This is a genomic window from bacterium, assembly GCA_036524115.1.
In the GTDB taxonomy this organism is placed as follows: Bacteria; JAUVQV01; JAUVQV01; order JAUVQV01; family DATDCY01; genus DATDCY01.
Genome location: DATDCY010000243.1, coordinates 1 through 20,866 on the forward strand (window position 1 = coordinate 1; position 20,866 = coordinate 20,866).

Consider the following 20,866-nt stretch of genomic DNA (forward strand, 5'->3'; position numbering starts at 1 on the left):
CTGGCTCGGCGCCGCGGTGCGGAGCATCGGCGCGATGGGCGGGGGGGCGGGAGCGGCGGCGGCGCTCGAGACCGCCGAGCGGGAGTACCTCGAGCGGCTCGCCGAGTGCCTGCGGGAAGTGCACGCCGCGGACCGGCGCCAGGGACTGGCGAACCTCTTCTGGCTGGCGCACAGCGGCGAGATCGCCGCGGAGATCGACCGCTGCTGCGCGGGGGCGGGGACGCCGCAGCAGGTGCGCTACCAGCTGCACCCGCTCGTCAGCGGCCTGCTGCGCCGCGGCGAGGAGCGCGCGCGGCCGGCGGCGAGCCGCTCCCAGCGCCTCGTCCACGACTTCCGGACGGGGGAGGGTGAGAGCGACGCCCTCGTCGCCGCGATCTTCGACGACCAGCTCGCTCTCACCGAGAGCGACCCGCGCGCCTTCGACCCGGGACGGGCGCTGATCGCGGCGAACCCCCGCTTCCGCATCCAGGCGGCGGGCTTCGTCGAGATCAGCGACGTGTTGCGGAAGGAACTGGCGCGGGCGCTGAGCGCGGGCGAGCGCGGGCTGGCGCAGGCGCTCGACGCGGCGGCGGGCGGGGCCGCGTTGCCCGGCCCCGACGATCCGGCCGCGGCGTGGGACCGCTTTCTCCTGGCCGAACCGGTGCGCGACGCGCTCCTGCGCGACCTGGATGGCGCGGCGGCAGCCCTGCAGCGCAGCGCCGTGCTGCGGCGCGAGGTCGGCGAGGGACGGTCGTTCGGGGACCTGCTCGAGGCGTTCGGCGACGTGACGCGGTGCCTGCGCCGGGCCGAGGCGATCTGGTTGCTCCGCCGCGCGCTCAGCCACACGAGCCGCGGGCTCGACAACCCGGAGACCCGCGAGCTGTTCCTCGAGGGAGGGCTCGTGCGCTTCGGCTTCCCGTCGCCGGTGCAGAGCACGGTCCGCACGGTGACGGTCCTCTTCGCCGACATCCGCGGCTTCACGCGGAGGGCGGAGGGGCCGGTTTCCGAGACCGAGCTGGCGCGCGAGCTGTACGAGATCTTCGACCCCGCCGCGCTGATCGTGCGCCGCTTCGGCGGCAGCGTCGATGCCTATCTCGGGGACGGCTTCATGGCGACGTTCGCGGGCCGGGGAAGCGCGGCGGAAGCGGCGCTCGCCGCCGTGCGCAGCGCGGTTGCGCTCCAGCAGGTCCTCGGCCGCATGCGGGTGCAGGGGCGCACCACCTTCCGCATGGGCATCAGCCTGCACTGCGGGCGGGTCTCCGTCGCGCGCTTCTTCCGCGACGAGCGGGAGGTGCAGACCACCTACATCGGTCGGCAGGTGAATGTGGCAGGCCGGCTCTCCGCATCCACGGGCGACCCCGCGCGCGTGGCCGGCCAGCCGGGGGCGCGGTGCGTGGGCGACGTGGCGGTGGACGGCGCCGGCACCCTCGTGAACCACGGCATCGCCGTCAGCGGCGCGCTCCTGGCCGCGCTCGAGCCGGTCGTCGCCGGGGAAGCCTTCAGCGAGGAGGGCGTCGAGGGGACGCGCTGGTACGACCCGGAGCTGTGCCTGTGGGTCCACGTCGGCTACGCGGGCGAGGCGCGCTTCCGGGGCCTGGAGGCGAAGGTCCCGGTCTACGGGCTCGTCGCCGCGGCGCCGCAGGCGGCTGGAGCGTGAGCGTGGCCGGCGGCGGGCGACAGCGCGGCGGAGGCGGCGGGGTGCCGCGGGAAACGCACAGCGGCGTCGTCGCCTGCCTCGGCCGCACCAACGTCGGGAAGTCGACGCTGCTCAACCGGCTGCTCGGGCAGAAGCTGGCGATCGTCTCGCACAAGCCGCAGACGACCAGCCGGCGGGTGCGAGGCATCGTGAACGCGCCCGGCGGGCAGGCGGTCATCGTGGACACGCCGGGCCTGCATGCCGCCGAGCGGGCGATCAACCGCAGCCTCCTGCGCGAGGCCCGGGCGGGCTTGAGCGGGGCGGACGCGATCCTGGCCATGACCGACCCCGAGGCTCCCCGGCATCCGGCGGAGGAGTCCCTCCTGCGGGAGCTGGCGGGCGAGTCGCGGCTGCCGGCGGTGCTGGCGGTGAACAAGATCGATCTGCTGGAGCCTGCCGCGGCGCGACGGCTCGTGGAAGCCGAGCGGACGAGCGGCACGTGGGCGGACGTCGTGGGGGTCTCGGCGCGCACGGGGCGCAACATCGACGAGCTGCTGCGCGCGGTGCTCGCGGCGCTGCCCGTCGGCGAGCCGCTCCACCCCGAGGACCTGCTCAGCGACCAGCCGGAGCGCGAGTTCTTCGCCGAGATCATCCGCGAGCAGATCTTCCACGCGCTGCACCAGGAGCTGCCCTACAGCGCGGCGGTGGTCATCGAGGACGTCGCCGAGGAGATGGAGCCGCGGCACCGCTACCGCATCCGCGCGACGATCTACGTGGAGCGCGATTCGCAAAAGGGTATCATCATCGGCGAGGGGGGCGGCGGCCTGCGCCGCATCGGGGAGGGCGCGCGCCGGGCGATCGAGGAGCTGACGGGCGCGCCCGTCTACCTCGGCCTCTGGGTCAAGGTGCGGCGCAACTGGACGAAGGACGAGCGCGCGCTGCGGGAGTTCGGTTTCGACCGCGGCTGAGGGGAGGGTGCGGTGGAGCTGATCGCGGGGTCGGCTGTGCTCACCGCGGTGGCGGCCTGCAACCGCGACCGCCTCCTGACCTTCGTCACCCGCTCGCACGGGGGCGTGCGGCTGTTCGCCCGGCGCCCGGCGCAGCGTTCCCCGGGCACGGTGTACCTCGATCCGCTGCAGGGCGGCGAGCTGGTCTTCCTGCTTCCCGGGGAAGGCGGGCGCGCCCGGCTGCACTCGTTCGTCCCGCAGCGGGTCTGGCCCGGCATCCGGGCGGACCTCGGCCGCACGCTGCAGGCGCTGGCGTTCCTCGAACTGGTGAACGCCACGCTCACCGAAGGGGAGCCGCAGGCTGAGGTCTTCGACCTGCTCGTGCGGTTCCTCAACAGGCTGGAGGACGCGCCGCGACCCGGGATCACGCGGATCGCGGCTTCGCTGCGCCTGCTCGCCCTCGCCGGGTTCACCCCGTCCCTGAGCGCCTGCGCCGTCTGCGGCGGGCCGGCCGACCCGAGGCGCGGCGGCCAGTTCGCGCCCGACGCCGGGGGCATCGTCTGCCGCGACTGCCTCGCCCGGGAGCGGCGCCGCTGCCTTTCCCTTGGCGCCGCCGCGCTCGGCTTCCTGCAGCGGGCGGCCTCGCTCCCGGAGGCGCGGCTGCAGCGGCTGCGCGTGCCCGAGGCCGTGGAGCGCGAGGCCTCGCGGGCGCTCGACACCTTCGTCGAGGCGTGCACGGGCGCACGGCCGCGCTGCGGGGCGGCGATCGAGCGCGTGGAGGCGGTGTGATCGCCGGCGACGGCGCCCCCGCCCGGCGCAGCCTCCGGGAGCGCACGAAGCGCAACTTCATCACGGGCCTGCTGGTCATCGTCCCGCTCTGGCTGACGTGGTTCGTGCTGGCGGCCATCGTGCGCCGCATCGACCGGGTCCTCGCGATCCTGCCGGAGGCGTATCGGCCGGAGGCCTACCTCGGCTTCCCGATCCCGGGGCTGGGCGTCTTCCTCACGCTCGTGGTGATCATGCTCGTGGGCACGCTGAGCACGAACCTCATCGGCCGCTCCTTCGTCACCTCGTTCGAGCGGCTGCTCGGGCGCATCCCCTTCGTGCGGGGCCTCTACGGATCGAGCCAGCAGGTGCTCAGGCAGATCGTCTCGGTCGACTCGGCGAGCTACCACCGGGTGGTGCTGGTGCGCTACCCGGCGGGGGAGGGGCTGTACCGTGTCGGCTTCGTGACCGGGGAGAGGGAGATCACCGGTTGCGATGGAAACCCTGAGAAGCTCCTTCACGTCTTCCTGCCGAACTCCCCGAACGCGGCGACGGGCCATTTCTTCTTCGCGGCCGCCGCGGCGGTGGTCGATACCGACCTCACGCCGGAGCAGGCCTTCAGACTCATCATGAGCGGCGGGCTTCTCGAGGCCCAGGGCACCGGCCGGGAGCCGTGAGATTCGGTCTCACCGTGACGGAACCTCACGGGAGATCAGGAAACAAACTGATTTCACAGGACTTACAGCTTCTTCGTCCGGTCGGCCGCGAACGGCGGCACGGCGTGGCGGAGAGCGGGGGCGGAGGCTCATGGTAAAGAAACTTGTGATCATCGGCGGCGGCCCGGCAGGCAACGCGGCGGCGCTTGCGGCGGTCGATGCCGGCGCCTCGGAGATCGTGGTCGTCGAGCGCGACGCGATGGGCGGCACGTGCACGAACCGCGGTTGCATCCCGACGAAATTCCTCCTCTCGAGAAGCGAGGCGTACGCTTCAAGTAAATTGTCAGCGCCGCCCCAGGACGACTGGGGACGGCTCGTCGCCCACAAGACCGCGCTGGCGAGGGGGCTTGCGAAGTCGATCGAGACGACGTGCGCCTCGCGGGGAATCCGGATCGTGCGGGGGCGGGCGCGGTTCGTCGGGCCGAGCGAGGTCGAGGTCGTGGACGCCGGCGGTCAGTCCAGCCGCATCGACGGCGAGGCCTTCATCGTGGCCACGGGGTCGCAGCCGGCGCAGCTGGCCGCCGCACCGGCGGACGGGCGCGTGGTGATCACCAGCGACGACGCCCTGGACCTGGCGACGTTGCCGCCGGCCATGGCCGTGATCGGCAGCGGCGCGGTCGGCGCGGAATTCGCATTCCTCTTCGCCAGGCTCGGTGTGAAGGTCACGCTGATCGAGGCCGCGGGCCGGCTGTTCCCGCTGGAAGACCCGGACGTGGACGGCGTGCTTCGCCGGGTCTACGAACGGCTGGGGGTCGGGATCCGCGTGGGGTCCCCGGTGGTCGGCATCGAGAGGCGGGGCGACGGGGCCGCCGTGCTCCTGGGCTCGGGCGAGGCGGTCGAGGCGCCGGTGGTCCTCGTCGGGATCGGGCGGACGCTCGGCACGGCGGGGCTCGGCTGCGAGGCCGCCGGGATCGCGACCGGCCCCCGCGGCCAGATGGTCGTCGACGACGCGCTGCGGACGTCCCAGCCGCACATCTTCGGCGCGGGCGACGTCACCGGGCGCATGCTCCTTGCGCACGCGGCTTCCTTCATGGGGGCACAGGCGGCACGCCGCGCTTGCGGCGCCGACGCCAGGGAGGTCCCGTACCGGTCGATTCCCTGGGCCACCTACACGACGCCGGAGGTCGCCGCGGTTGGCCTGACGACCACGGCCGCCGCGGAGGCGGCCGGGCTCCGGGCGGTGTCCACAGGCGTGCCGCTCATGGAGAGCGTGAAGGCGCGGATCGACAGGACGACCGAGGGGTTCATCAAGGTCGTCGCCGAGCGAGGCAGCGGCGTGCTTCTCGGGGGGACGATCGTCGGACCCCATGCCTCCGATCTGATCCACATGATCGCGCTCGCAGTGCACCAGCGGCTGACCGTGTCGGACATGAGGGGCTTCACGTTTGCGCACCCGAGCATTTCGGAGCTGATTGGCGATCTATATGCGATAGCGACATACGATTGAATAACAATTGGATGCACATCGTAACGTGACGTTATAGATTAATATATGGCTGCTGTTGGAAATCTTTCTCTACAGCCTGTTGATTGCGTGCTCGCCGGGGATGAAACGGCTATCTTTGCGACCAAGTACTTTACATAATATATCTTATCGGACGTTGTCAAAGGGAGAACCGACAGGCCAGGAACGACCTTCGGGGCGCTCAGCAGAACGAAATCGGGACCGACCTCAGACCGACCACATGCGCCGCTCGAAGTCGGCGCCAGGGACGACCACCGAAAACGCCCCGCTCATCGGCCATGACGTGAGAACACTCCCGTTCTTCTCGAGCGAGAGGTGGAAGCTGACCTGCTCGCCGAGCGATGCCTTGAGCTCGAACCAGGGGACGCCCACCTCCAGGATCTCGGCGATGGCCGCGGTGCCGGGGGGCAGCGCGTGCCGCGAGCCGTCCACCTCGTCGACGATCGAGACCCCGGCGCCGCCCTGGGCCATCGGCACGACGAGGCGCATCGGCCGCGGCCGGGACACATGGACGACGAGCTCGTCTCCCGCGAGTCGCGGGTCCTGGTAGCCCACCCGGAAGTCGACGCGCAGGAAGAGCCGCTCCGTGTTGATCCCGTAGGAGAAGTGCGAGACGGGCACGTCCGCGCGGTGCATGGTCTGGCCGCGCCGGTGCACTTCGTGGACCGCCGCTCCCAGCCACTCGAAGTAGCTGCTGACCAGGCCGTCGATGCGCGGCGTGATCAGCGAGGTGACCTCCTCGGGAGGCGGGCCGGACCCGCCGGAGGTCTCGAGGATGCTGCGCAGCAGCGACTCGGGCGGCTTGGCCCCGATCAGCTCGTAGACGTTCACCAGGTGGCGCCGGTACAACTCGTCGAACACCTCGTCGTTGCCCGAGGTGTGGTCGTCGCCGTACCACCAGCACCAGTCGCTGCCCTCCGCCATGTACAGCTCTTCCCAGGCCTCGACGAGCCGCTCGGGCGCCACGCCGCCCGCCGCCTGCGCGCTGACGAGCGCCTCGCGCGTCTCCGCCAGCAGATCCCAGGCACGGAGGTCCTCGCGGTGCCCGATCCAGATGGCGAAGTTGCCGTTGATCCACGAGCCGGAGAAGATCTCCCGCATCCTGCCCGTCTCCGGGTGGCGGTCGAGGTGCCCGCTGAAGGTCGTGCTGCGCAGCTCCGGGTCGCTCTCGAGGTGCCGGTAAAGGCCGCGGATGAACTCCAGCCCGCCGTCCGGGTAGTACTCCCAGGCGTTCTCGCCATCGAGGATCACCGGCACGACCCGGTGCCCGCGCGGGCCGCCCTCGCGCGCGGCGATCCCCTTGAGCCGGCGCACGAAGTCGGCGACGGCATCCCCGGGGTCCCAGCGGCTGTACGAGAACCCGATGAGATCCGAGAGAACATGGTCGCGAAAGAACACCGCCGCGGAGCCGCCCTCCACCCGGAAGGCCTGGTAGAGGACGTCCTCGCGCACGCCGGAGCGGTAGAAATCCTGGTTGAGCTGCAGCCCGAGCGAGCGGAACAGGATGTTCTCGTCGGTCGCCGTCCAGCGCAACCCCTCCTCCTCGAACATGCGCAGGACGGCCGGGCTGACACTCCCCTCCGACGGCCAGATCCCCGCGGGCCGGCTTCCGAAGAGCGTCTCGTGGTAGTCGATCGCCTTGCGCACCTGGGCGAGCGCATCCTCAGGGTGGCGGAACGCCATGCGCGGCAGGACGACGTCCGGCATGGCCACGCGCGCGCAGTCCGTGTCGATCAGCAGCGGCAGGATCGGGTGGTAGTAAGGGGTCGTCGAGATCTCGATCCGCCCTTCCCCGGCGAGCCGCCTGAGCAGGGGGACGACCTTGCCCGCGATCTCGCGTTGCCGCTCGAGCAGCGCGGCCTTCTCGGCCTCCGTGAACGACGCGCCCTTGGCCACCAGCTCGCGGCAGAGCGGGTCCGTGGCGAGGAAGTACGGTCCGAACCACGCCAGGTTGAAGAGCACCTGCAGGTCGAGGAAGTCGCGCGGGCTAAACGCCCGCCGCGCCCCCGCCAGGTGCCGGTGCTCGCCCGAGGGGCCCCGCTTCTCGAGCAGCTCGAGATACCGCGGGAGCGGCCGGATCATCGTCTCGTGGTTCGCCATGAAGAAGTTGCGCAGCAGGAAGACCTGGGTCTCCGCGTCGAGGTCGGCTGCCCGCACCGTGGAGGCGAGCAGGTGCTCGTCGGGCGTGCGGCCGCTCAGGTAGTCGCGGAGCTGGTCCAGGAGCGACGGGACGTAGTTGAACGTGAGCCGCACCCCGGGGAACTCGTCGACCAGCGCGGCCATCGGGTAGTAGTCCTTGACCGCGTGCAGCCGCACCCAGGGCAGGACGGCCTGCCCCTTCCGCCGGTCGCGGTAGTCGGGCTGGTGCATGTGCCAGAGGACGGCCACCTCGAGCGGAGCGCTCACCGCCTGCCCCCGCCCCGCCGCCCCGCCGGCCCCGGCGCCTCAGCGCTCATCGACCACGCGCACTGCGCCCGCACCCTCGCCCCCGACCGAGCGCGGCTCGACGAGGCGGACGTGCGCGGGGATCCCGATCTCGTCGCGGATGCGCCGGCTGGCCGCCTCCACCAGGTGGCTCTGCCGCCGCATCTCGTCGAAGAAGTTCTGGCCCGAGACCTCGACGCGCACCTCGACGCGCTCCTGGCCCTCCTCGCGCTGCAGCGCGATCACGAAGCGGGGCACCGCGCCGGCGAGCGAGGCGAGGATCGCCCCAATCTGCGCCGGGTAGAAGTGCACGCCGCGCAGGCTGATCATGTCGTCGGTGCGCCCCGCCAGCCGCGCCATGCGCGCCAGCGTCCGCCCGCAGGCGCACGCGGCGTACTCCAGACTGGTGAGGTCGCCGGTGCGATAGCGGATGAGGGGGAAGGCCTCACGGGTGAGCGTCGTCAGCACGAGCTCGCCGCGGCTGCCCGGCGGCAGGGGCCGGCCGGTGGCCGGCTCGATCACCTCGGCGAAGAAGTGGTCCTCCTGCAGGTGCAGGCCGGTGCGGTGCTCGCACTCGCCGGCGACCCCGGGCCCCATCGCCTCGCCGACGGCGTAGGCGTCGGCGGCGCGGATCGCCAGCCCCGCCTCGAGCTCCTCGCGGACCTTTTCGTCCCACGGCTCCGAGCAGAAGATGCCCACGCGCAGGAACAGCCCCCGGGGGTCGCCGCCCTCGGCCGCGAGGTGCGCGGCCAACGCCCGCGCCACCGACGGGGGCGCCAGGAGCACGGTGCAGCGGTAGTCGCGCATGATGCCGACCTGGTGCGCCGTCCGCGCGGCCGAGGTCGGGATGACGGAGGCCCCGACGCGCTCGGCGCCATAGTGGAAGCCGAAGCCGTCCGGGAAGATCCCGTAGTCGAAGGCGATCTGCACGACGTCGTCGCGCGTGACGCCCCCCGCGGTGAGCACGCGCGCCGCCAGCTCGCCCCAGGTGCGGATGTCGCGCGCGGTGTGTCCGACGACGACGGGGCGTCCCTCCGCGGATGTCGAGGCATGCAGGCGCACCACCTCCCGCAGCGGCACGGCGAAGAGACCGTACGGGTGGTGCTCCGCCAGCTCGGCGCGCGTCGTGAACGGCAGCCGGCGCAGGTCCTCGAGCGTGCGGAGGGCGTCGGGGTCGAAGCCGCAGTCGGCGAAGCGGCGCCGGTAGAAGGCGACGCTCCGCTGCACGCGGTGCAGGGTGGTCTGGAGGCGCTCGAGCTGGAGCTGCTCGATGTCCTCGCGCGGCATCGTCTCGTTGCGGGGATCCCAGATGGTCATGGCTCCTCCGTGCGGCTCCGTAAGTATACCCGTTCCGCGATCAGCGTTCCCATACTTCCTGGTAGCCCTTGCCGAGGTAGGCGCGCTGCACCTCCCGGTCGCTCAGCAGGAAGCCGGACTCGCCCTCGAGGACGAGGCGCCCGTTCTCGATCACGTACCCGCGGTCGGCGACCCGCAGCGCGGCGCGCGCGTTCTGCTCCACGAGCAGCACCGTCCGTCCCTCCTCGCGCAGCCGCGAGACCGCCTTGAAGATGTCGCGCACGACCAGCGGCGCCAGGCCCATCGACGGCTCGTCCATCATCAGCAGCCGCGGGTCGGTCATGAGGGCGCGGCCCATCGCCAGCATCTGCTGCTCTCCCCCCGAGAGCGTCCCCGCCAGCTGGGTGTTGCGCTCCCGCAGCACGGGAAAGAGCCCGTACACGCGCTCGAGCGCCGCCGTGCCCTCGCCCCGCCCGCGGCCGCGGCGGGCCGCGACGTACCCGCCGAGCAGGAGGTTCTCGCGCACGGTCATGGCGCCGAACACCTGGCGTCCTTCCGGGACCAGCGCGATGCCGCGGTCGACGACCCGCTCGGCGGGAAGGCCGCGGATCGACCCGCCGTCGAGGAGCACCTCGCCGCCCTGCGGATCGAGCAGGCCCGCGAGCGCGCGAAGCAGCGTGCTCTTGCCCGCGCCGTTGGCGCCGATGAGTGTCACGATCTCGCCGGCGGAGACGTGCAGCGAGACCTGCCTGAGGACCCTGATCGGACCGTAGCCCGCCTCGAGATTGCGTACCTTCAGCACCCTGGCGCAGCCGCCGCTCGCACGCCTGGCGACCCTCCCCTCCTCCACTCCGAGGACCTTCCGGCCGCCACTCGCGCGGCTGTGGATGTCACGAACGTTGTACCACAATCGCGGAGCGCGCGCGCGCCCCGTGACATTCGTCCCGCGGTACGCTGAACCACCGGATCGACCCCGAATGTAAAGATCGTTGACATATTTCCCAGGGCATCCTGGGGGTCTTTCCAACAGAACATCGTAGAAACAGTCAGTTAAGCCGTTGTGTCACTATGGCGCAACAATTGCTTCCATCGTGAAAAGGGAGTACATTTTCTCCCGGGTAGGGGGGAGCAGTGATGGCACGCGTGGATCTCGTCCGAGATTCTCCGGCGTCGTCCCGGTATGTCTGGCTGGCTCTTCCGTCATCGCAGGAAAGGAGGGCGAACATGAGTGGGAAGACGTTGTGCGGGGTCCTCGCCGTGTTCCTTCTTCTGGGTTCCGCCGTCGTGGGGCGCGCGGAGGTCGGCGACGTGCCGCTGCGCGACAACGTGGGCATCACGCAGGTCTCGGGAGGCGACCAGAGCAACGTCTTCTGGAAGCTGGAACTCGGCAACGACGAGTTCCGGCGTGCTCTCACGCGTGCCCTGGACAAGGTCGGTCTGCTCGAGCGAGCGCGGGGCGAGGGGCGGTTTGCGCTCAGTGCCGTGCTCGAGGTCCTCGATCAGGCCACCGCGGGCTTCGCGGCGACCGCGCGCGTGCGCTACACGCTCGTCGACACCAAGTGCGCGAAGGAGATCTTCCAGAAGACGATCTCCGCCGAGTACTCGACGGAGATGTGGGACTCGTTCATGAACCCCGGCATCGGCAGGCGGCTCGCGGAAGGCACGGTCCGGGTGAACACCTCCATCCTGGCAGAGCAGCTTCTCGGCCTGAGCCTGTTCCAGGAGGCGGTGTCCGCGACGCAGTAGGACGCAGTAGGCCGGCCGCTCACGACGCCTGCTCCTGTCCGCCGCCGGCGTCCTCCTCGCCGAGGTAGATGCGGATGACGTCGGGGTCGCGCTGGATCGCGCGCGGGTTGCCCTCGGCCACGCGTCTCCCGGCCCCCAGCACCAGGATCTCGTGCGAGATGTTCATGACCAGCCCCATGTCGTGCTCCACCAGCAGCACCGTCAGGCCGCCCGCGTTGATGCGCCCGATCGTCTCCGCGAGCTCCTCGGTCTCGCGCATGTTCAGGCCCGCGGCCGGCTCGTCGAGCAACAGCAGCGCCGGCTCGCACGCGAGCGCCCGGGCCAGCTCCACGAGACGCTGCTGCCCGTAGGCGAGGCTCACGGCTTCCTCCGCGGCGAGGTCGGCGAGGCCCAGAAAGGCCAGGATCCCGCGGCAACGCTCGCGTGCCGCCCTCCCCTCCCGCACCGATCCCGGCGTGCGCAGCATGCCCGCCACGAAGCCGGCGCGCGTGTGCCGGTGCCTGCCGGTGAGCACGTTCTCGAGCACGCTCATGCCCGGCACCAGCTGGATCTGCTGGAAGGTGCGCGCCATGCCCCGCGCGGCCATCTCGTGCGGCGGCAGCCCCGTGACCTCCGCGCCGCAGAAGCGCACCGAGCCGGCGTCGGGCCTCGCGTAGCCCGAGACGAGGTTGAAGACGGTGGTCTTGCCGGCGCCGTTGGGGCCGATGACCGCCTTGATCACCCCGGGCGGCACCGTGAACGAGAGGTCGCCGACGGCCTGCAGCCCGCCGAAGCGCCGGCCCAGCCCGCGCACCTCAAGCAGCGCTTCCATGGTCCCTCCGGCGCGCCAGGAGCCGCCGCACGCCGCGCCACACCCCGACCCCGACGACGCCCTCGGGCGCGAAGAGCATCATCGCCAGCAGGATGCCGCCGAAGACCAGGTCGTCCAGCGAGCCGAAGTAGCCGCGCAGGCTCAGGAAGGTCAGGAGCGTGCCCATGACCACCGCGCCGCGCAGGTTGGCCATCCCGCCCACCGCCACGATCGCGACGTAGCGGACGGACTTCATCACGGAGGCCTCCGAAGGCCCGATCCCGCCGTTGTAGTGCGTGAGCAGCACGCCGCCGAGCGCCGCCAGCGCCGCCGCGAGCACGAAGGTCCGGGTCTTGTAGGCGGCGATGGGCACGCCGACGGCCGCCGCCGCGTTCTCCGAGCCGTGGATCGCGCGCAACGCCCGGCCGACGCGCGCCTCGATGAGGTTCGAGAGCATCCAGAGCGTCGCCAGCACGATGCCCCAGGCGACGTAGTAGTTCGCCACCCGCGCCGCGGCGCGTCCGGTGACCGCGAAGCCCCCCACGAGCGGCAGTGCCGGCACGTCCGAGATGCCGTCGGCGCCGCCGAAGTGCGGGCTGCCGAGGAAGATGCGGTGGACGATGATGCCGAAGCCGAGCGTCGCCATCGCCAGGTAGTGCCCCCGCAGCCGGAACACCGGCCCGGCGACGAGCCAGGCGGTCAGCGCCGCGGCGGCGACCGCGGCGACGAGAGCCGCGCGCGGGTCGACGTGGAGGAGCGTGCCGCCGTAGGCGTCCGGGCGCGACTGGAGCAGGTGCAGCGTCTCGAGCGCCGCGGGCAGCGCCCGCCCGCGCAGGGGCGTGAGGTCATGCGTCGTCAGGAACGCGGCCACGTAGCCGCCGATCGCGAAGAACCCCGCCTGGCCCATGGAGGCCTGCCCGGCGAAGCCCATGAGCAGCGCGAGGCCCAGCACCACGAGCAGCGAGTACGCCGCCATGGTCAGCTGCGTCAGGTAGAAGACCTTGTGCGCTGCGCTCGCGGCCAGCTGCACCGCGATCACCGCGGCGGCGAGGCCCGCCGCGAAACCCGCACCGCGCCAGCGCCCGGCCACGCTAGTGCTCGCGCAGCCGCGCCGCCTCGGCGCTGCCGAGGATGCCGCTGGGCCGGACGAAGAGAACCCCGAGCATGATGGCGATCGCCACTGCGTCCTTGTAGGCCGCGGGCAGCGCCCAGACGCTGAACGACTCGAGCAGGCCGAGGACCAGGCCGCCCGCCGCCGCGCCGGCCGTGCTGCCGAGGCCGCCGAGGATCGCCGCCGTGAAACCCTTGATCGCCAGCCCCGTGCCGCTGTCGTACTGCACGTAGGTGATCGGGGAGACGACGCATCCCGCGAGCGCCCCCATCCCCGCGCTGAGCACGAAGGAGAAGGTGACCATGTTGCGGGCGTTGATGCCGCAGAGGCGCGCGGCGTCGCGGTTCAGCGCGCAGGCGCGCATCTGGCGCCCGAGGCGCGTCGCCCGGAAGAAGGCGCTGAGCGCCAGGACCATCACCCCGCAGACGCCGACGACCCAGAGCGCCTGCGGCGAGATCTTGGCGCCGCCGAGCGCGAGCGCGCTCACCGCGTCGCCCGTGAAGTGCGGCAGGGCGTGCGACTTCTCGTCCCAGACGTGGAGCGCGGCCTCGCGGACGAGGATCGAGACGCCGATGGTGATCATGATCATCCGCAGCACCGAGGGGCGGTGCAGCCAGCGGATGAAGAGCACCTCGATGAGGGCGCCGACGGCCATGGTGGCCGCGACCGCGCCCGCGATCGCCAGCGGCAGCGGCAGGTGCCGGTGCAGGCTGACCGCGGTCATCGCGCCGAGCATGAGGAACTCCCCCTGCGCGAAGTTGATGATGCCCGTGGTGTTGTAGATGATCGTGAAGCCGATGGCGACGACGCCGTAGACGACGCCGTAGGTCACGCCGGCCACGCAGAACTGCAGCAGGATCTCAGGGCTCACGGACGCCGTCCGGCCCGGGGCCGCCGCCGCGGCCCCGGGCTCCGGATGAGACGAGCGATATTACTTGGCCAGCACGAACTTGCAGTCTTTCCCGTTGGCGTCGACGGTCAGCATCTCGAAGGCGTCCATGCCGAGGCCGTTGTGGTCCGTCGGGGAGAAGTTGAAGATGCCCGCAGTGCCAATGAAGCCCTTGAGGTTCTCCAGCGCCGTGCGCGCGTTCTCCTTGTCCGCGCCCCCGACCTCGATCGCCTTGGCCAGCAGCGTGTACGCGTCGTAGGCGTGGCCGCCGAAGGTGCTCGCCGCCTCCTTCGCAAAGGCCTCATAGTCCTTCTTGTACTTGACCAGCAGCGCCTTCTGGGGGTTGGCGTCGGGCAACACATCCGCCACGAGCAGGCGGCCCGCCGGGAAGAGAACGCCGTTGGATGCCACGCCGCAGGCCTCGGCATACTTGATGTTGCCGAAGCCGTGGCTCTGGTAGACCGGCACGTTCCAGCCGAGCTTGCGCACGCTCACCGGGACCTTGGACTGCGCCGGCTCGATCGACCAGTTGACGACGGCCTGGACGTCCTTGGCCTTGAGCTTCGTGACGACGTCGTCGAGGTCGACAGCCGCCTTGTCGTACTCCTCGGCGATCACGATCTCGATGCCGAACTCGGGCGCCAGCTTCTCGAGCTGCCCGCGGCCGGCCTTGCCGAAGCCGGTGTTGCTGTTGAGCACGCCGACCTTGGTCAGGCCCTTCTTCTTGAGGTCGGCGAAGATCCAGCGAACCGCGTTCGCGTCGTTCTGCGGGGTCTTGAAGACCCACTTGAGCACCGGCGTCGTGATGGCCTCCGCCGCGGCGCAGGAGATCAGCAGCGTGGCGTTGTCCTCCAGGTACTGCTTGATCTTCATCGACTCGCCGCTCGTCGAGGGACCGAGCACGGCGAAGACCTTCTCCTCCTCGACCAGCTGCTTGGCCAGCGAGAGGGCCTTCTCGGCGTCGCCGCCCGAGTCCTTGATCAGGAGCTCGACCTTCATGCCCTTGATCCCGCCGGCCGCGTTGGTCTCGGCGGCGAGCATCTCGAGCGTCTTGGCCTCGGGCGCGCCGAGGAAGGCGGCCGGGCCGGTGACCGCGAGGATCGCGCCGACCTTGATCGTGTCCGCCGCCGCGGCGGCCCCGGCGGCGGCCAGCACCAGGCAGACTGCCAGCACCAACATCCGTGAGAGCGTGCGCATGCTTCCCTCCTGCGTCGTTGTCCCCGCCGCCCCCCGGAGGCGCCTGCCGCCGCCGCGGGACCGCACGGCGTTTCTACAGCGCGTACACCTTCTCGCCGGGGAGGATCGAGACCCCGGCCTTCTGGAGCGCGGCGATCGCCTTCTCCGGCTCGTCGAAGCGGAAGATGACCACCGCGTTGTCGGCGTGCCGCTCGACGAACGCGTACATGTACTCGACGTTGATACCCGCGGCGCCGAGCAGGTCGAGGATGTCCGCCAGCCCGTTCGGGCGGTCGGGGATCTCGACGGCGACGACCTCGGTCGTCCCCACCGTGAAGCCGTTGGCCTTGAGCAGCTCGACCGCGCGGCGGTTGTCGTTGACGATGAGGCGCAGGATGCCGAAGTCGGTGGTGTCCGCGAGCGTCAGCGCGCGCAGGTTGATGCCGCCGCCGCCGAGGATGCGGGTGACCTCGGACAGGCGCCCCGACTTGTTCTCGAGGAATACCGAAATCTGCTCGACCTTCATGGTGCGTGCCTCCCAGGGACGTGTGGGCGAAAGACGGGGGGTGCGTCCGTCCCCGCGCCCTACATCTTCCGCTTGTCGATCACGCGCTTCGCCTTGCCCTCGCTCCGCTGGATCGACTTGGGCTCGACGAGCTTGACCTTGCAGGTGACCCCGCAGTAGTCCTTGACGTCATTCTCGATGCGCCGCGCCAGGCCCTCGAGCTTCTTGACCTCGTCGCTGAAGGTGCCCTCCGTCACCTCGACCTGCACCTCGAGGGTGTCCATCTGGTTCACGCGGTCGACGATGAGCTGGTAGTGGGGCTCGACGCCGGGGAGCCCCACGAGGATGCTCTCGATCTGGGACGGGAAGACGTTGACGCCGCGGATGATAAGCATGTCGTCGGTGCGGCCGGTGACCCGCACCATCCGGGCCAGCGTGCGCCCGCAGCTGCACGGCGCCGTGTCCAGGCTGGTGATGTCGCGCGTGCGGTAGCGGATGACGGGGAAGGCCTCCTTGGTCAGCGACGTGAAGACCAGCTCGCCGCGGGCGCCCGCCGGCAGCACCTCGCCGGTGTCGGGGTCGATGACCTCGGCGAGGAAGTGGTCCTCGAAGACGTGGGGACCGTTCTTCGCGAGGCACTCCATCGCCACGCCCGGCCCCATGACCTCGGAGAGCCCGTAGATGTCGAGGGCGTCCAGGTGCAGCTTCTTCTCGATCTCCTTGCGCATGGCCTCCGACCAGGGCTCCGCGCCGAAGATGCCGACGCGCAGCTTGAGCGACGCCGGGTCGACGCCCAGCTCCTGGATCACCTCGGCCAGGTTCAGCGCGTACGACGGCGTGCAGGTCAGGACGGTGCCGCCGAAGTCCTGCAGGATCATGACCTGGCGCTTGGTGTTCCCGCCGGAGATCGGGATCACCGTGACCCCGTGCTTCTCGGCGCCGTAGTGGACCCCGAGCCCGCCCGTGAAGAGCCCGTAGCCGTAGGCGTTGTGGACGATGTCGCCGCGGTGCACGCCCGCGCACCCCAGCGAGCGCGAGCAGACCTCGGCCCACGCGTCGAGATCGTGCCGCGTGTAGCCGACGACCGTCATCTTGCCGGTCGTCCCCGAGGAGGCGTGGATGCGCGCGACGTCCGCCATCGGCACCGCGAAGAGGCCGAAGGGGTAGTGGTCCCGCAGGTCCTGCTTGGTCGTGAAGGGCAGCCGGCGCACGTCCTCGATGCTGCGGATGTCGTCGGCGCCGATGCCGGCGGCGCGGAAGCGCTCGCGGTAGAAGGGGACGTTCGCGATCACGCGGCGCACGGTCTCGCGCAGGCGCTCGACCTGGAGGCGCTGGAGCGAGGAGCGGTCAAGGGCGTCGTTCTGGTGCATCCGTCAGCCTCCCGTGTGGCCCGGGCTGACCGATCGCACCCCGCACGCGGCGGCCGCGGACATTCCCGAGCTGAATATTCGGAGTTTAGCCACCGCTGGCGACCGTGTCAACGAACCGGGCCCGCCGCGGCGGCGCCCGCGCCGAGGGCGAACGCCTTGAGGTTCACGTCGAGCACGCGCGCCGGCACCTGCCGGCGCAGCGCCTCCGCCCACACGTCCGGGGCGAAGCGCAGGATCGACGAGAGCGCGCCGAGGATGACGGCGTTCACGGCCTTGGCGTTGCCCGCGGCCAGCGCCAGCCCGTGGCCGTCGATGAAGACGCAGCGCGCGCCCGTCGCGCGCAGGCGCTCCTCGACGTCCGCGGGGTAGCGGGCCTTGCCCACGCTCACCGGCAGCGGGAGGATCTCCTGGGTGTTGACGAGCACCACGCTGTCGCGGTGGAGGTACTCGAGGTACCGCAGCGTCTCGAGGCGCTCGAAGGAGACGAGGTAGTCCGCCCCGCCGCGCGGGATGAGCGGCGAGTGCACGACGGGGCCGAAGCGCAGGTGCGAGACGACGCTGCCGCCGCGCTGCGCCATGCCGTGGACCTCGCTCTTCTTGACGTCGCTGCCCGCGAGGGCGGCCGCCTCCGCCAGCACCTCGCTCGCCAGGAGCACCCCCTGCCCGCCCACGCCGGCAAGCAGCACGCTCGTCACGGCGCTCATCGCCCGCCCTCCCCCGCCGCGACGAAGGCGGCGCGGTCGCAGTGGGCGGCGCAGACCCCGCAGCCGGTGCACAGCGCCGCGTCGACGACGGCGCGCGCCTCGCGACCCTCGCCCGTGAGCGAGAGCGCCGGGCAGGCGACGACGATGCAGCGGCGGCAGCCGTCGCACTTGGTCTCGTCCACGCGCAGCACCGCGCCGTGCGGCTTGCGCGTCAGCAGCACGCAGGGGCCGCGGTTGACCAGCAGCGCCGGTCCCGGCGCGGCCAGCAGCCGGTCGAGGGCCCCGGCGAGCCCCGGCAGGTCATAGGCGTCCGTCTCGACCACATCCGGGATTCCCATGGCGCGCCCGAGCGCCGCGATCGAGATCTCCGGCGTCGTCTCCCCCGCCAGCGTGCGCCCGGTCCCCGGGTGCTGCTGGCGGCCGGTCATCGCGGTGGTGCGATTGTCGAGAACGATCGTCAGCGTGTGCGCGCGGTTGTAGACGAGGTCCACCAGCGGGGTCAGCCCCGAGTGGAAGAACGTCGAGTCCCCGATCACCGCGACCACCTGCCGGCGCTCGGAGGGCGGGAGCGCGCGCTCCACGCCGTGCGCCACGCCGAGGCTCGCGCCCATGCAGAGGCAGGTGTCGAGCGCCGCCAGGGGCGGGAGCGCCGCGAGCGTGTAGCAGCCGATGTCGCCCGAGACGACGACCCGCCGCGCCTTGAGCAGCGAGAAGATGCCGCGATGCGGGCAGCCCGGGCAGAGCACCGGGGGCCGGCCCGGGAGGTCCGCCGGGCACGCGGCCAGCGCCGGCGACGATTCGCCGCCCCACGCCTCGGCCACGAGCGTCGGGTTGAGTTCGCCGACGAGCGAGCGCGCCGCCGCGCCCTCGACCGCGATCCCCCAGGAGCGCACCTGCTCCTCGATGAACGGGTCCAGCTCCTCGACGACGATCACCCGCCGGTGGCGCGCCGCGAAGGCCTCGATGCGCCGGCGCGGCAGCGGCCAGGTCATGCCGAGCTTCAGGAAGCTGGCCTTCGGGAAGGCCTCGCGGGCGTACTGGTAGGCGACGCCCGCCGCGATGATCCCCGGCTGGCCCTCCTCGCCGGCGATCTCGCGCGTCAGGTCGGTCGTCTCCGCCAGTTCGGCGAGCCGCCTCGTGCGCTCCTCGACCACGCGGTGGCGCCGGATGCCGTGCGCCGGGACCATCACGAGCTTCTCCGGCTCGCGCACGAACCGCTTCTCGACGGGCGACGCCACGCGCTCCCCGAAGGAGACGCGCCCTTTCGCGTGCGAGAGCCGCGTCACGGTGCGCAGCATGACGGGGGTGTCGTGCTCCTCGCTCAGGGCGAAGGCGCGCAGCGTGAAGTCGCGCGCCTCCTGGCTGTCGGCAGGCTCGAGCATCGGGACCTTGGCGAAGCGCGCGTAGTTGCGGTTGTCCTGCTCGTTCTGGCTGGAGAACTGCTGCGGGTCGTCGGCCGTGACCAGCACGAGCCCGCCGCGCACGCCGGTGTACGAGAGCGTGAAGAGCGGGTCGGCGGCGACGTTGACGCCCACGTGCTTCATCGTCACCAGCACGCGTGCGCCGGCCCACGACGCGCCGGCGCCGACCTCGAGGGCCACCTTCTCGTTGACGGACCACTGGCACCGCGGCCCCGGGAGCGTGGCGAGCACCTCGAGGATCTCGGTGCTCGGCGTCCCCGCGTATCCGGTGGCGAAGTCGACCCCCGCCTCCCACGCGCCGCGGGCGATGGCCTCGTTGCCCGAGAGCAGCGCGACCGTCGTCACGACGCCGGCGTGCCCTTGCCCGAGAGCGCCTGCACGCGCGTCTTCGCGTCCGCGGCCCAGGAGCCGTCGGGGTACTTGGCGAGCACGTCGCGGTACGCCTCCAGCGCCGCGGCGCTCTTGCCGCGCTTCTCCTCGATGCCGGCGATCTCCATCATGATCTGCGCGCGCGGCAGCACCGACTCCTTGTCCTCGAGCAGGGCCTGGAAGGCCGTGAGCGCCGCGTCGTCGCGCCCCTGCGACAGCTCGAGGTAGGCGAGCGCAACGCCGGCGAGCGACCCCAGATCACCCTTGGCGCTCTTGCCGCGCACCTGCTCATACGCCTGCCTCGCCTTGTCCGCGTCGCCGCCGGCGCCGAGCGCCCCGGCCTCGAGATAGCGCGCCACCTGCCCCGCGGGGGCGCTGTCGTACTTCTTCGCCAACTGGCCGAACTCGCTGACCAGATCGGCCGGCGGCGCGCCCGTCGTCACCTGGCCGAGGCGGGCGACGGCCGTGGAGACCGCCTCGTCCCGCTTCACCCGGGAGCGCTCGATGAGCGCCTTCGTCACGACCGCGAGCAGGAGCACGCCGACGGCCGCGCCCGCGATCGCCCCGGCGCGGGAGCGGTGCTCGGTGACCCACGTCCAGATGTGCTGCGAGGCGCTGAGGAACTCGTCGGGCTCCTTCAGGAGCTGCTTGCGCGATTGCTGTTGTGCCACGGAACGTCCTCCTGTCAGGCTGGTGTACCGGCGGCGAGCCTCGCGGCGAGGCGCTCGGCGTCCCGGAAGATGGCGGCGACCGCCCGTTCGGCGAGGCCGGCGCCGCGCGCCACGCGCGCGGCATGTTCCCGGGTGATGAGGTCACCCGGGCTGTGTGTGTCGGAGTTGACGACGAGGGTGGCCCCGGCCGCCGCGGCGAGGCGTGCGACGTGGCCGTTGGCGAGGCAATGGCCCTTGCGCGCCGAAAGCTCGAGGGCCACGGCGCGGCGCGCCGCCTGCCGCGCCTCGCGCGCCGTGATCAGGCCGGGGTGTGCGAGGATGTCGCAGCCGCCGGCGATCGCCATGGTGTTCGTGCCCTCGGGGACCGGCTCGACCAGCGTCTCGCCGTGGACGACGACCACGCGGGCGCCCATGCGCCGCGCCTCGCGGATCAGCTCCGGGATGAGCTCGGGCGGGTTGTGCGTCAGCTCGGCGCCGGGGAGGACGCGGATCTTCCAGTAGCGCGAGACCTCCGCCGCCGCCGCGACCGCTCCGCGCACCGCGTGCTCCAGCGTCGAGCTGTCGACGTGGTCCGTGATGGCCAGCCAGCGGTAGCCGAGCCGCTCGGCGCGGCGCGCCAGCTCGGCGGGCACCAGCTCGCCGTCAGAGAAAAGCGTGTGGGTGTGCAGATCGATCATCGCCTGAATCACGACTCCTTTCAAAGACGCGGCATTCTACACGAACCGGGCAACCATCGGCAACCGCAGGAATTTTCCGTCGCGAGTGTGACGCAGGTCACTTGTGCGCCAGCGCACCCGGTTGCTAGGATGCCCGTCACGCCACATTCCTTCCCCCGCCGCAGGGGAAGCGATGCGGGCGGGTCTGTCTCTTGCGGCTGGAGGGCTCT

The 20,866-nt window shown here is 71.6% G+C and carries 19 protein-coding genes; 6 read left to right on the top strand and 13 right to left on the bottom strand.

Annotated elements, in window-relative coordinates; all coding sequences use genetic code 11:
- The 5 genes from VI078_11735 to VI078_11755 form a co-directional block, all read left to right on the top strand.
- Positions 1-1,636 (top strand): adenylate/guanylate cyclase domain-containing protein (locus VI078_11735; protein ID HEY5999953.1); only part of this gene is annotated, 1,636 nt, incomplete at its 5' end.
- Positions 1,633-2,583, top strand: a complete 951-nt coding sequence (gene era, locus VI078_11740) for a GTPase Era (protein ID HEY5999954.1) — start codon at positions 1,633-1,635, stop codon at positions 2,581-2,583. The genes VI078_11735 and era, both read left to right, overlap by 4 nt.
- A gap of 12 nt (positions 2,584-2,595) precedes the next feature.
- Complete coding sequence (gene recO, locus VI078_11745; protein HEY5999955.1) at positions 2,596-3,351, top strand: DNA repair protein RecO; 756 nt, start codon at positions 2,596-2,598, stop codon at positions 3,349-3,351.
- Complete coding sequence (locus VI078_11750) at positions 3,348-4,004, top strand: DUF502 domain-containing protein (GenBank protein ID HEY5999956.1); 657 nt, start codon at positions 3,348-3,350, stop codon at positions 4,002-4,004. Before recO ends, VI078_11750 begins: the two co-directional genes overlap by 4 nt.
- Before the next feature lie 130 nt (positions 4,005-4,134).
- Positions 4,135-5,490 carry an NAD(P)/FAD-dependent oxidoreductase gene (locus VI078_11755; GenBank protein ID HEY5999957.1) on the top strand — a complete coding sequence of 452 codons (1,356 nt, stop codon included), beginning with the start codon at positions 4,135-4,137 and terminating at the stop codon, positions 5,488-5,490.
- A gap of 225 nt (positions 5,491-5,715) precedes the next feature.
- On the opposite strand, the gene VI078_11760 is transcribed toward VI078_11755, so the two are convergent.
- The 3 genes from VI078_11760 to VI078_11770 are packed head-to-tail and all read right to left on the bottom strand — an operon-like array spanning position 5,716 to position 10,030.
- Positions 5,716-7,914: a glycoside hydrolase gene (locus VI078_11760; protein ID HEY5999958.1), complete on the bottom strand. Its 2,199-nt coding sequence runs from the start codon at positions 7,912-7,914 to the stop codon at positions 5,716-5,718.
- Between the two features lie 39 nt (positions 7,915-7,953).
- Positions 7,954-9,249 (bottom strand): phenylacetate--CoA ligase, encoded by a 1,296-nt coding sequence (locus tag VI078_11765; protein ID HEY5999959.1) that lies wholly within the window; start codon positions 9,247-9,249, stop codon positions 7,954-7,956.
- 40 nt (positions 9,250-9,289) lie between these two features.
- Entirely contained in the window at positions 9,290-10,030 is a 741-nt protein-coding gene (locus tag VI078_11770) for an ABC transporter ATP-binding protein (GenBank protein ID HEY5999960.1), read from the bottom strand.
- A gap of 422 nt (positions 10,031-10,452) precedes the next feature.
- Between VI078_11770 and VI078_11775 the strand changes: the two genes are divergently transcribed.
- On the top strand, positions 10,453-10,974 hold the full coding sequence (locus VI078_11775) for a hypothetical protein (GenBank protein HEY5999961.1): 522 nt from the start codon (positions 10,453-10,455) through the stop codon (positions 10,972-10,974).
- A gap of 19 nt (positions 10,975-10,993) precedes the next feature.
- On the opposite strand, the gene VI078_11780 is transcribed toward VI078_11775, so the two are convergent.
- From VI078_11780 to VI078_11825, 10 genes are all read right to left on the bottom strand, one after another.
- The gene (locus tag VI078_11780) at positions 10,994-11,785 is read right to left on the bottom strand and encodes an ABC transporter ATP-binding protein (protein HEY5999962.1); all 792 of its coding nucleotides are present in this window, start codon (positions 11,783-11,785) and stop codon (positions 10,994-10,996) included.
- Positions 11,769-12,854, bottom strand: coding sequence for a branched-chain amino acid ABC transporter permease (locus VI078_11785; GenBank protein ID HEY5999963.1), 1,086 nt, complete (start codon positions 12,852-12,854; stop codon positions 11,769-11,771). Before VI078_11785 ends, VI078_11780 begins: the two co-directional genes overlap by 17 nt.
- 1 nt (position 12,855) lies before the next feature.
- Entirely contained in the window at positions 12,856-13,746 is an 891-nt protein-coding gene (locus VI078_11790) for a branched-chain amino acid ABC transporter permease (GenBank protein HEY5999964.1), read from the bottom strand.
- Between the two features lie 60 nt (positions 13,747-13,806).
- On the bottom strand, positions 13,807-14,961 hold the full coding sequence (locus VI078_11795; protein HEY5999965.1) for an ABC transporter substrate-binding protein: 1,155 nt from the start codon (positions 14,959-14,961) through the stop codon (positions 13,807-13,809).
- A 73-nt stretch (positions 14,962-15,034) separates the two neighbouring features.
- Positions 15,035-15,466, bottom strand: a complete 432-nt coding sequence (locus VI078_11800; GenBank protein HEY5999966.1) for an ACT domain-containing protein — start codon at positions 15,464-15,466, stop codon at positions 15,035-15,037.
- A 59-nt stretch (positions 15,467-15,525) separates the two neighbouring features.
- On the bottom strand, positions 15,526-16,815 hold the full coding sequence (locus VI078_11805; protein HEY5999967.1) for a phenylacetate--CoA ligase: 1,290 nt from the start codon (positions 16,813-16,815) through the stop codon (positions 15,526-15,528).
- Positions 16,816-16,922: 107 nt separating this feature from the next.
- Entirely contained in the window at positions 16,923-17,519 is a 597-nt protein-coding gene (locus VI078_11810; protein ID HEY5999968.1) for an indolepyruvate oxidoreductase subunit beta, read from the bottom strand.
- Positions 17,516-19,285 (bottom strand): indolepyruvate ferredoxin oxidoreductase subunit alpha, encoded by a 1,770-nt coding sequence (gene iorA, locus VI078_11815; protein HEY5999969.1) that lies wholly within the window; start codon positions 19,283-19,285, stop codon positions 17,516-17,518. Before iorA ends, VI078_11810 begins: the two co-directional genes overlap by 4 nt.
- Positions 19,282-19,980, bottom strand: coding sequence for a tetratricopeptide repeat protein (locus tag VI078_11820; GenBank protein ID HEY5999970.1), 699 nt, complete (start codon positions 19,978-19,980; stop codon positions 19,282-19,284). The genes iorA and VI078_11820 overlap by 4 nt, the downstream gene beginning before the upstream one ends.
- A 14-nt stretch (positions 19,981-19,994) precedes the next feature.
- Positions 19,995-20,657, bottom strand: a complete 663-nt coding sequence (locus VI078_11825; GenBank protein HEY5999971.1) for a histidinol phosphate phosphatase domain-containing protein — start codon at positions 20,655-20,657, stop codon at positions 19,995-19,997.
- Positions 20,658-20,866 lie beyond the last annotated feature (209 nt).

What these genes read in the sequence shown, in the direction of transcription:
- VI078_11825 (HEY5999971.1), bottom strand. Translation starts at nt 20,657, where the DNA reads ATGATCGATCTGCACACCCACACGCTTTTCTCTGACGGCGAGCTGGTG.
- VI078_11810 (HEY5999968.1), bottom strand. Translation starts at nt 17,519, where the DNA reads ATGAGCGCCGTGACGAGCGTGCTGCTTGCCGGCGTGGGCGGGCAGGGG.
- VI078_11775 (HEY5999961.1), top strand. Translation starts at nt 10,453, where the DNA reads ATGAGTGGGAAGACGTTGTGCGGGGTCCTCGCCGTGTTCCTTCTTCTG.
- VI078_11780 (HEY5999962.1), bottom strand. Translation starts at nt 11,785, where the DNA reads ATGGAAGCGCTGCTTGAGGTGCGCGGGCTGGGCCGGCGCTTCGGCGGG.
- VI078_11765 (HEY5999959.1), bottom strand. Translation starts at nt 9,249, where the DNA reads ATGACCATCTGGGATCCCCGCAACGAGACGATGCCGCGCGAGGACATC.
- VI078_11795 (HEY5999965.1), bottom strand. Translation starts at nt 14,961, where the DNA reads ATGCGCACGCTCTCACGGATGTTGGTGCTGGCAGTCTGCCTGGTGCTG.
- VI078_11755 (HEY5999957.1), top strand. Translation starts at nt 4,135, where the DNA reads ATGGTAAAGAAACTTGTGATCATCGGCGGCGGCCCGGCAGGCAACGCG.
- VI078_11800 (HEY5999966.1), bottom strand. Translation starts at nt 15,466, where the DNA reads ATGAAGGTCGAGCAGATTTCGGTATTCCTCGAGAACAAGTCGGGGCGC.
- VI078_11805 (HEY5999967.1), bottom strand. Translation starts at nt 16,815, where the DNA reads ATGCACCAGAACGACGCCCTTGACCGCTCCTCGCTCCAGCGCCTCCAG.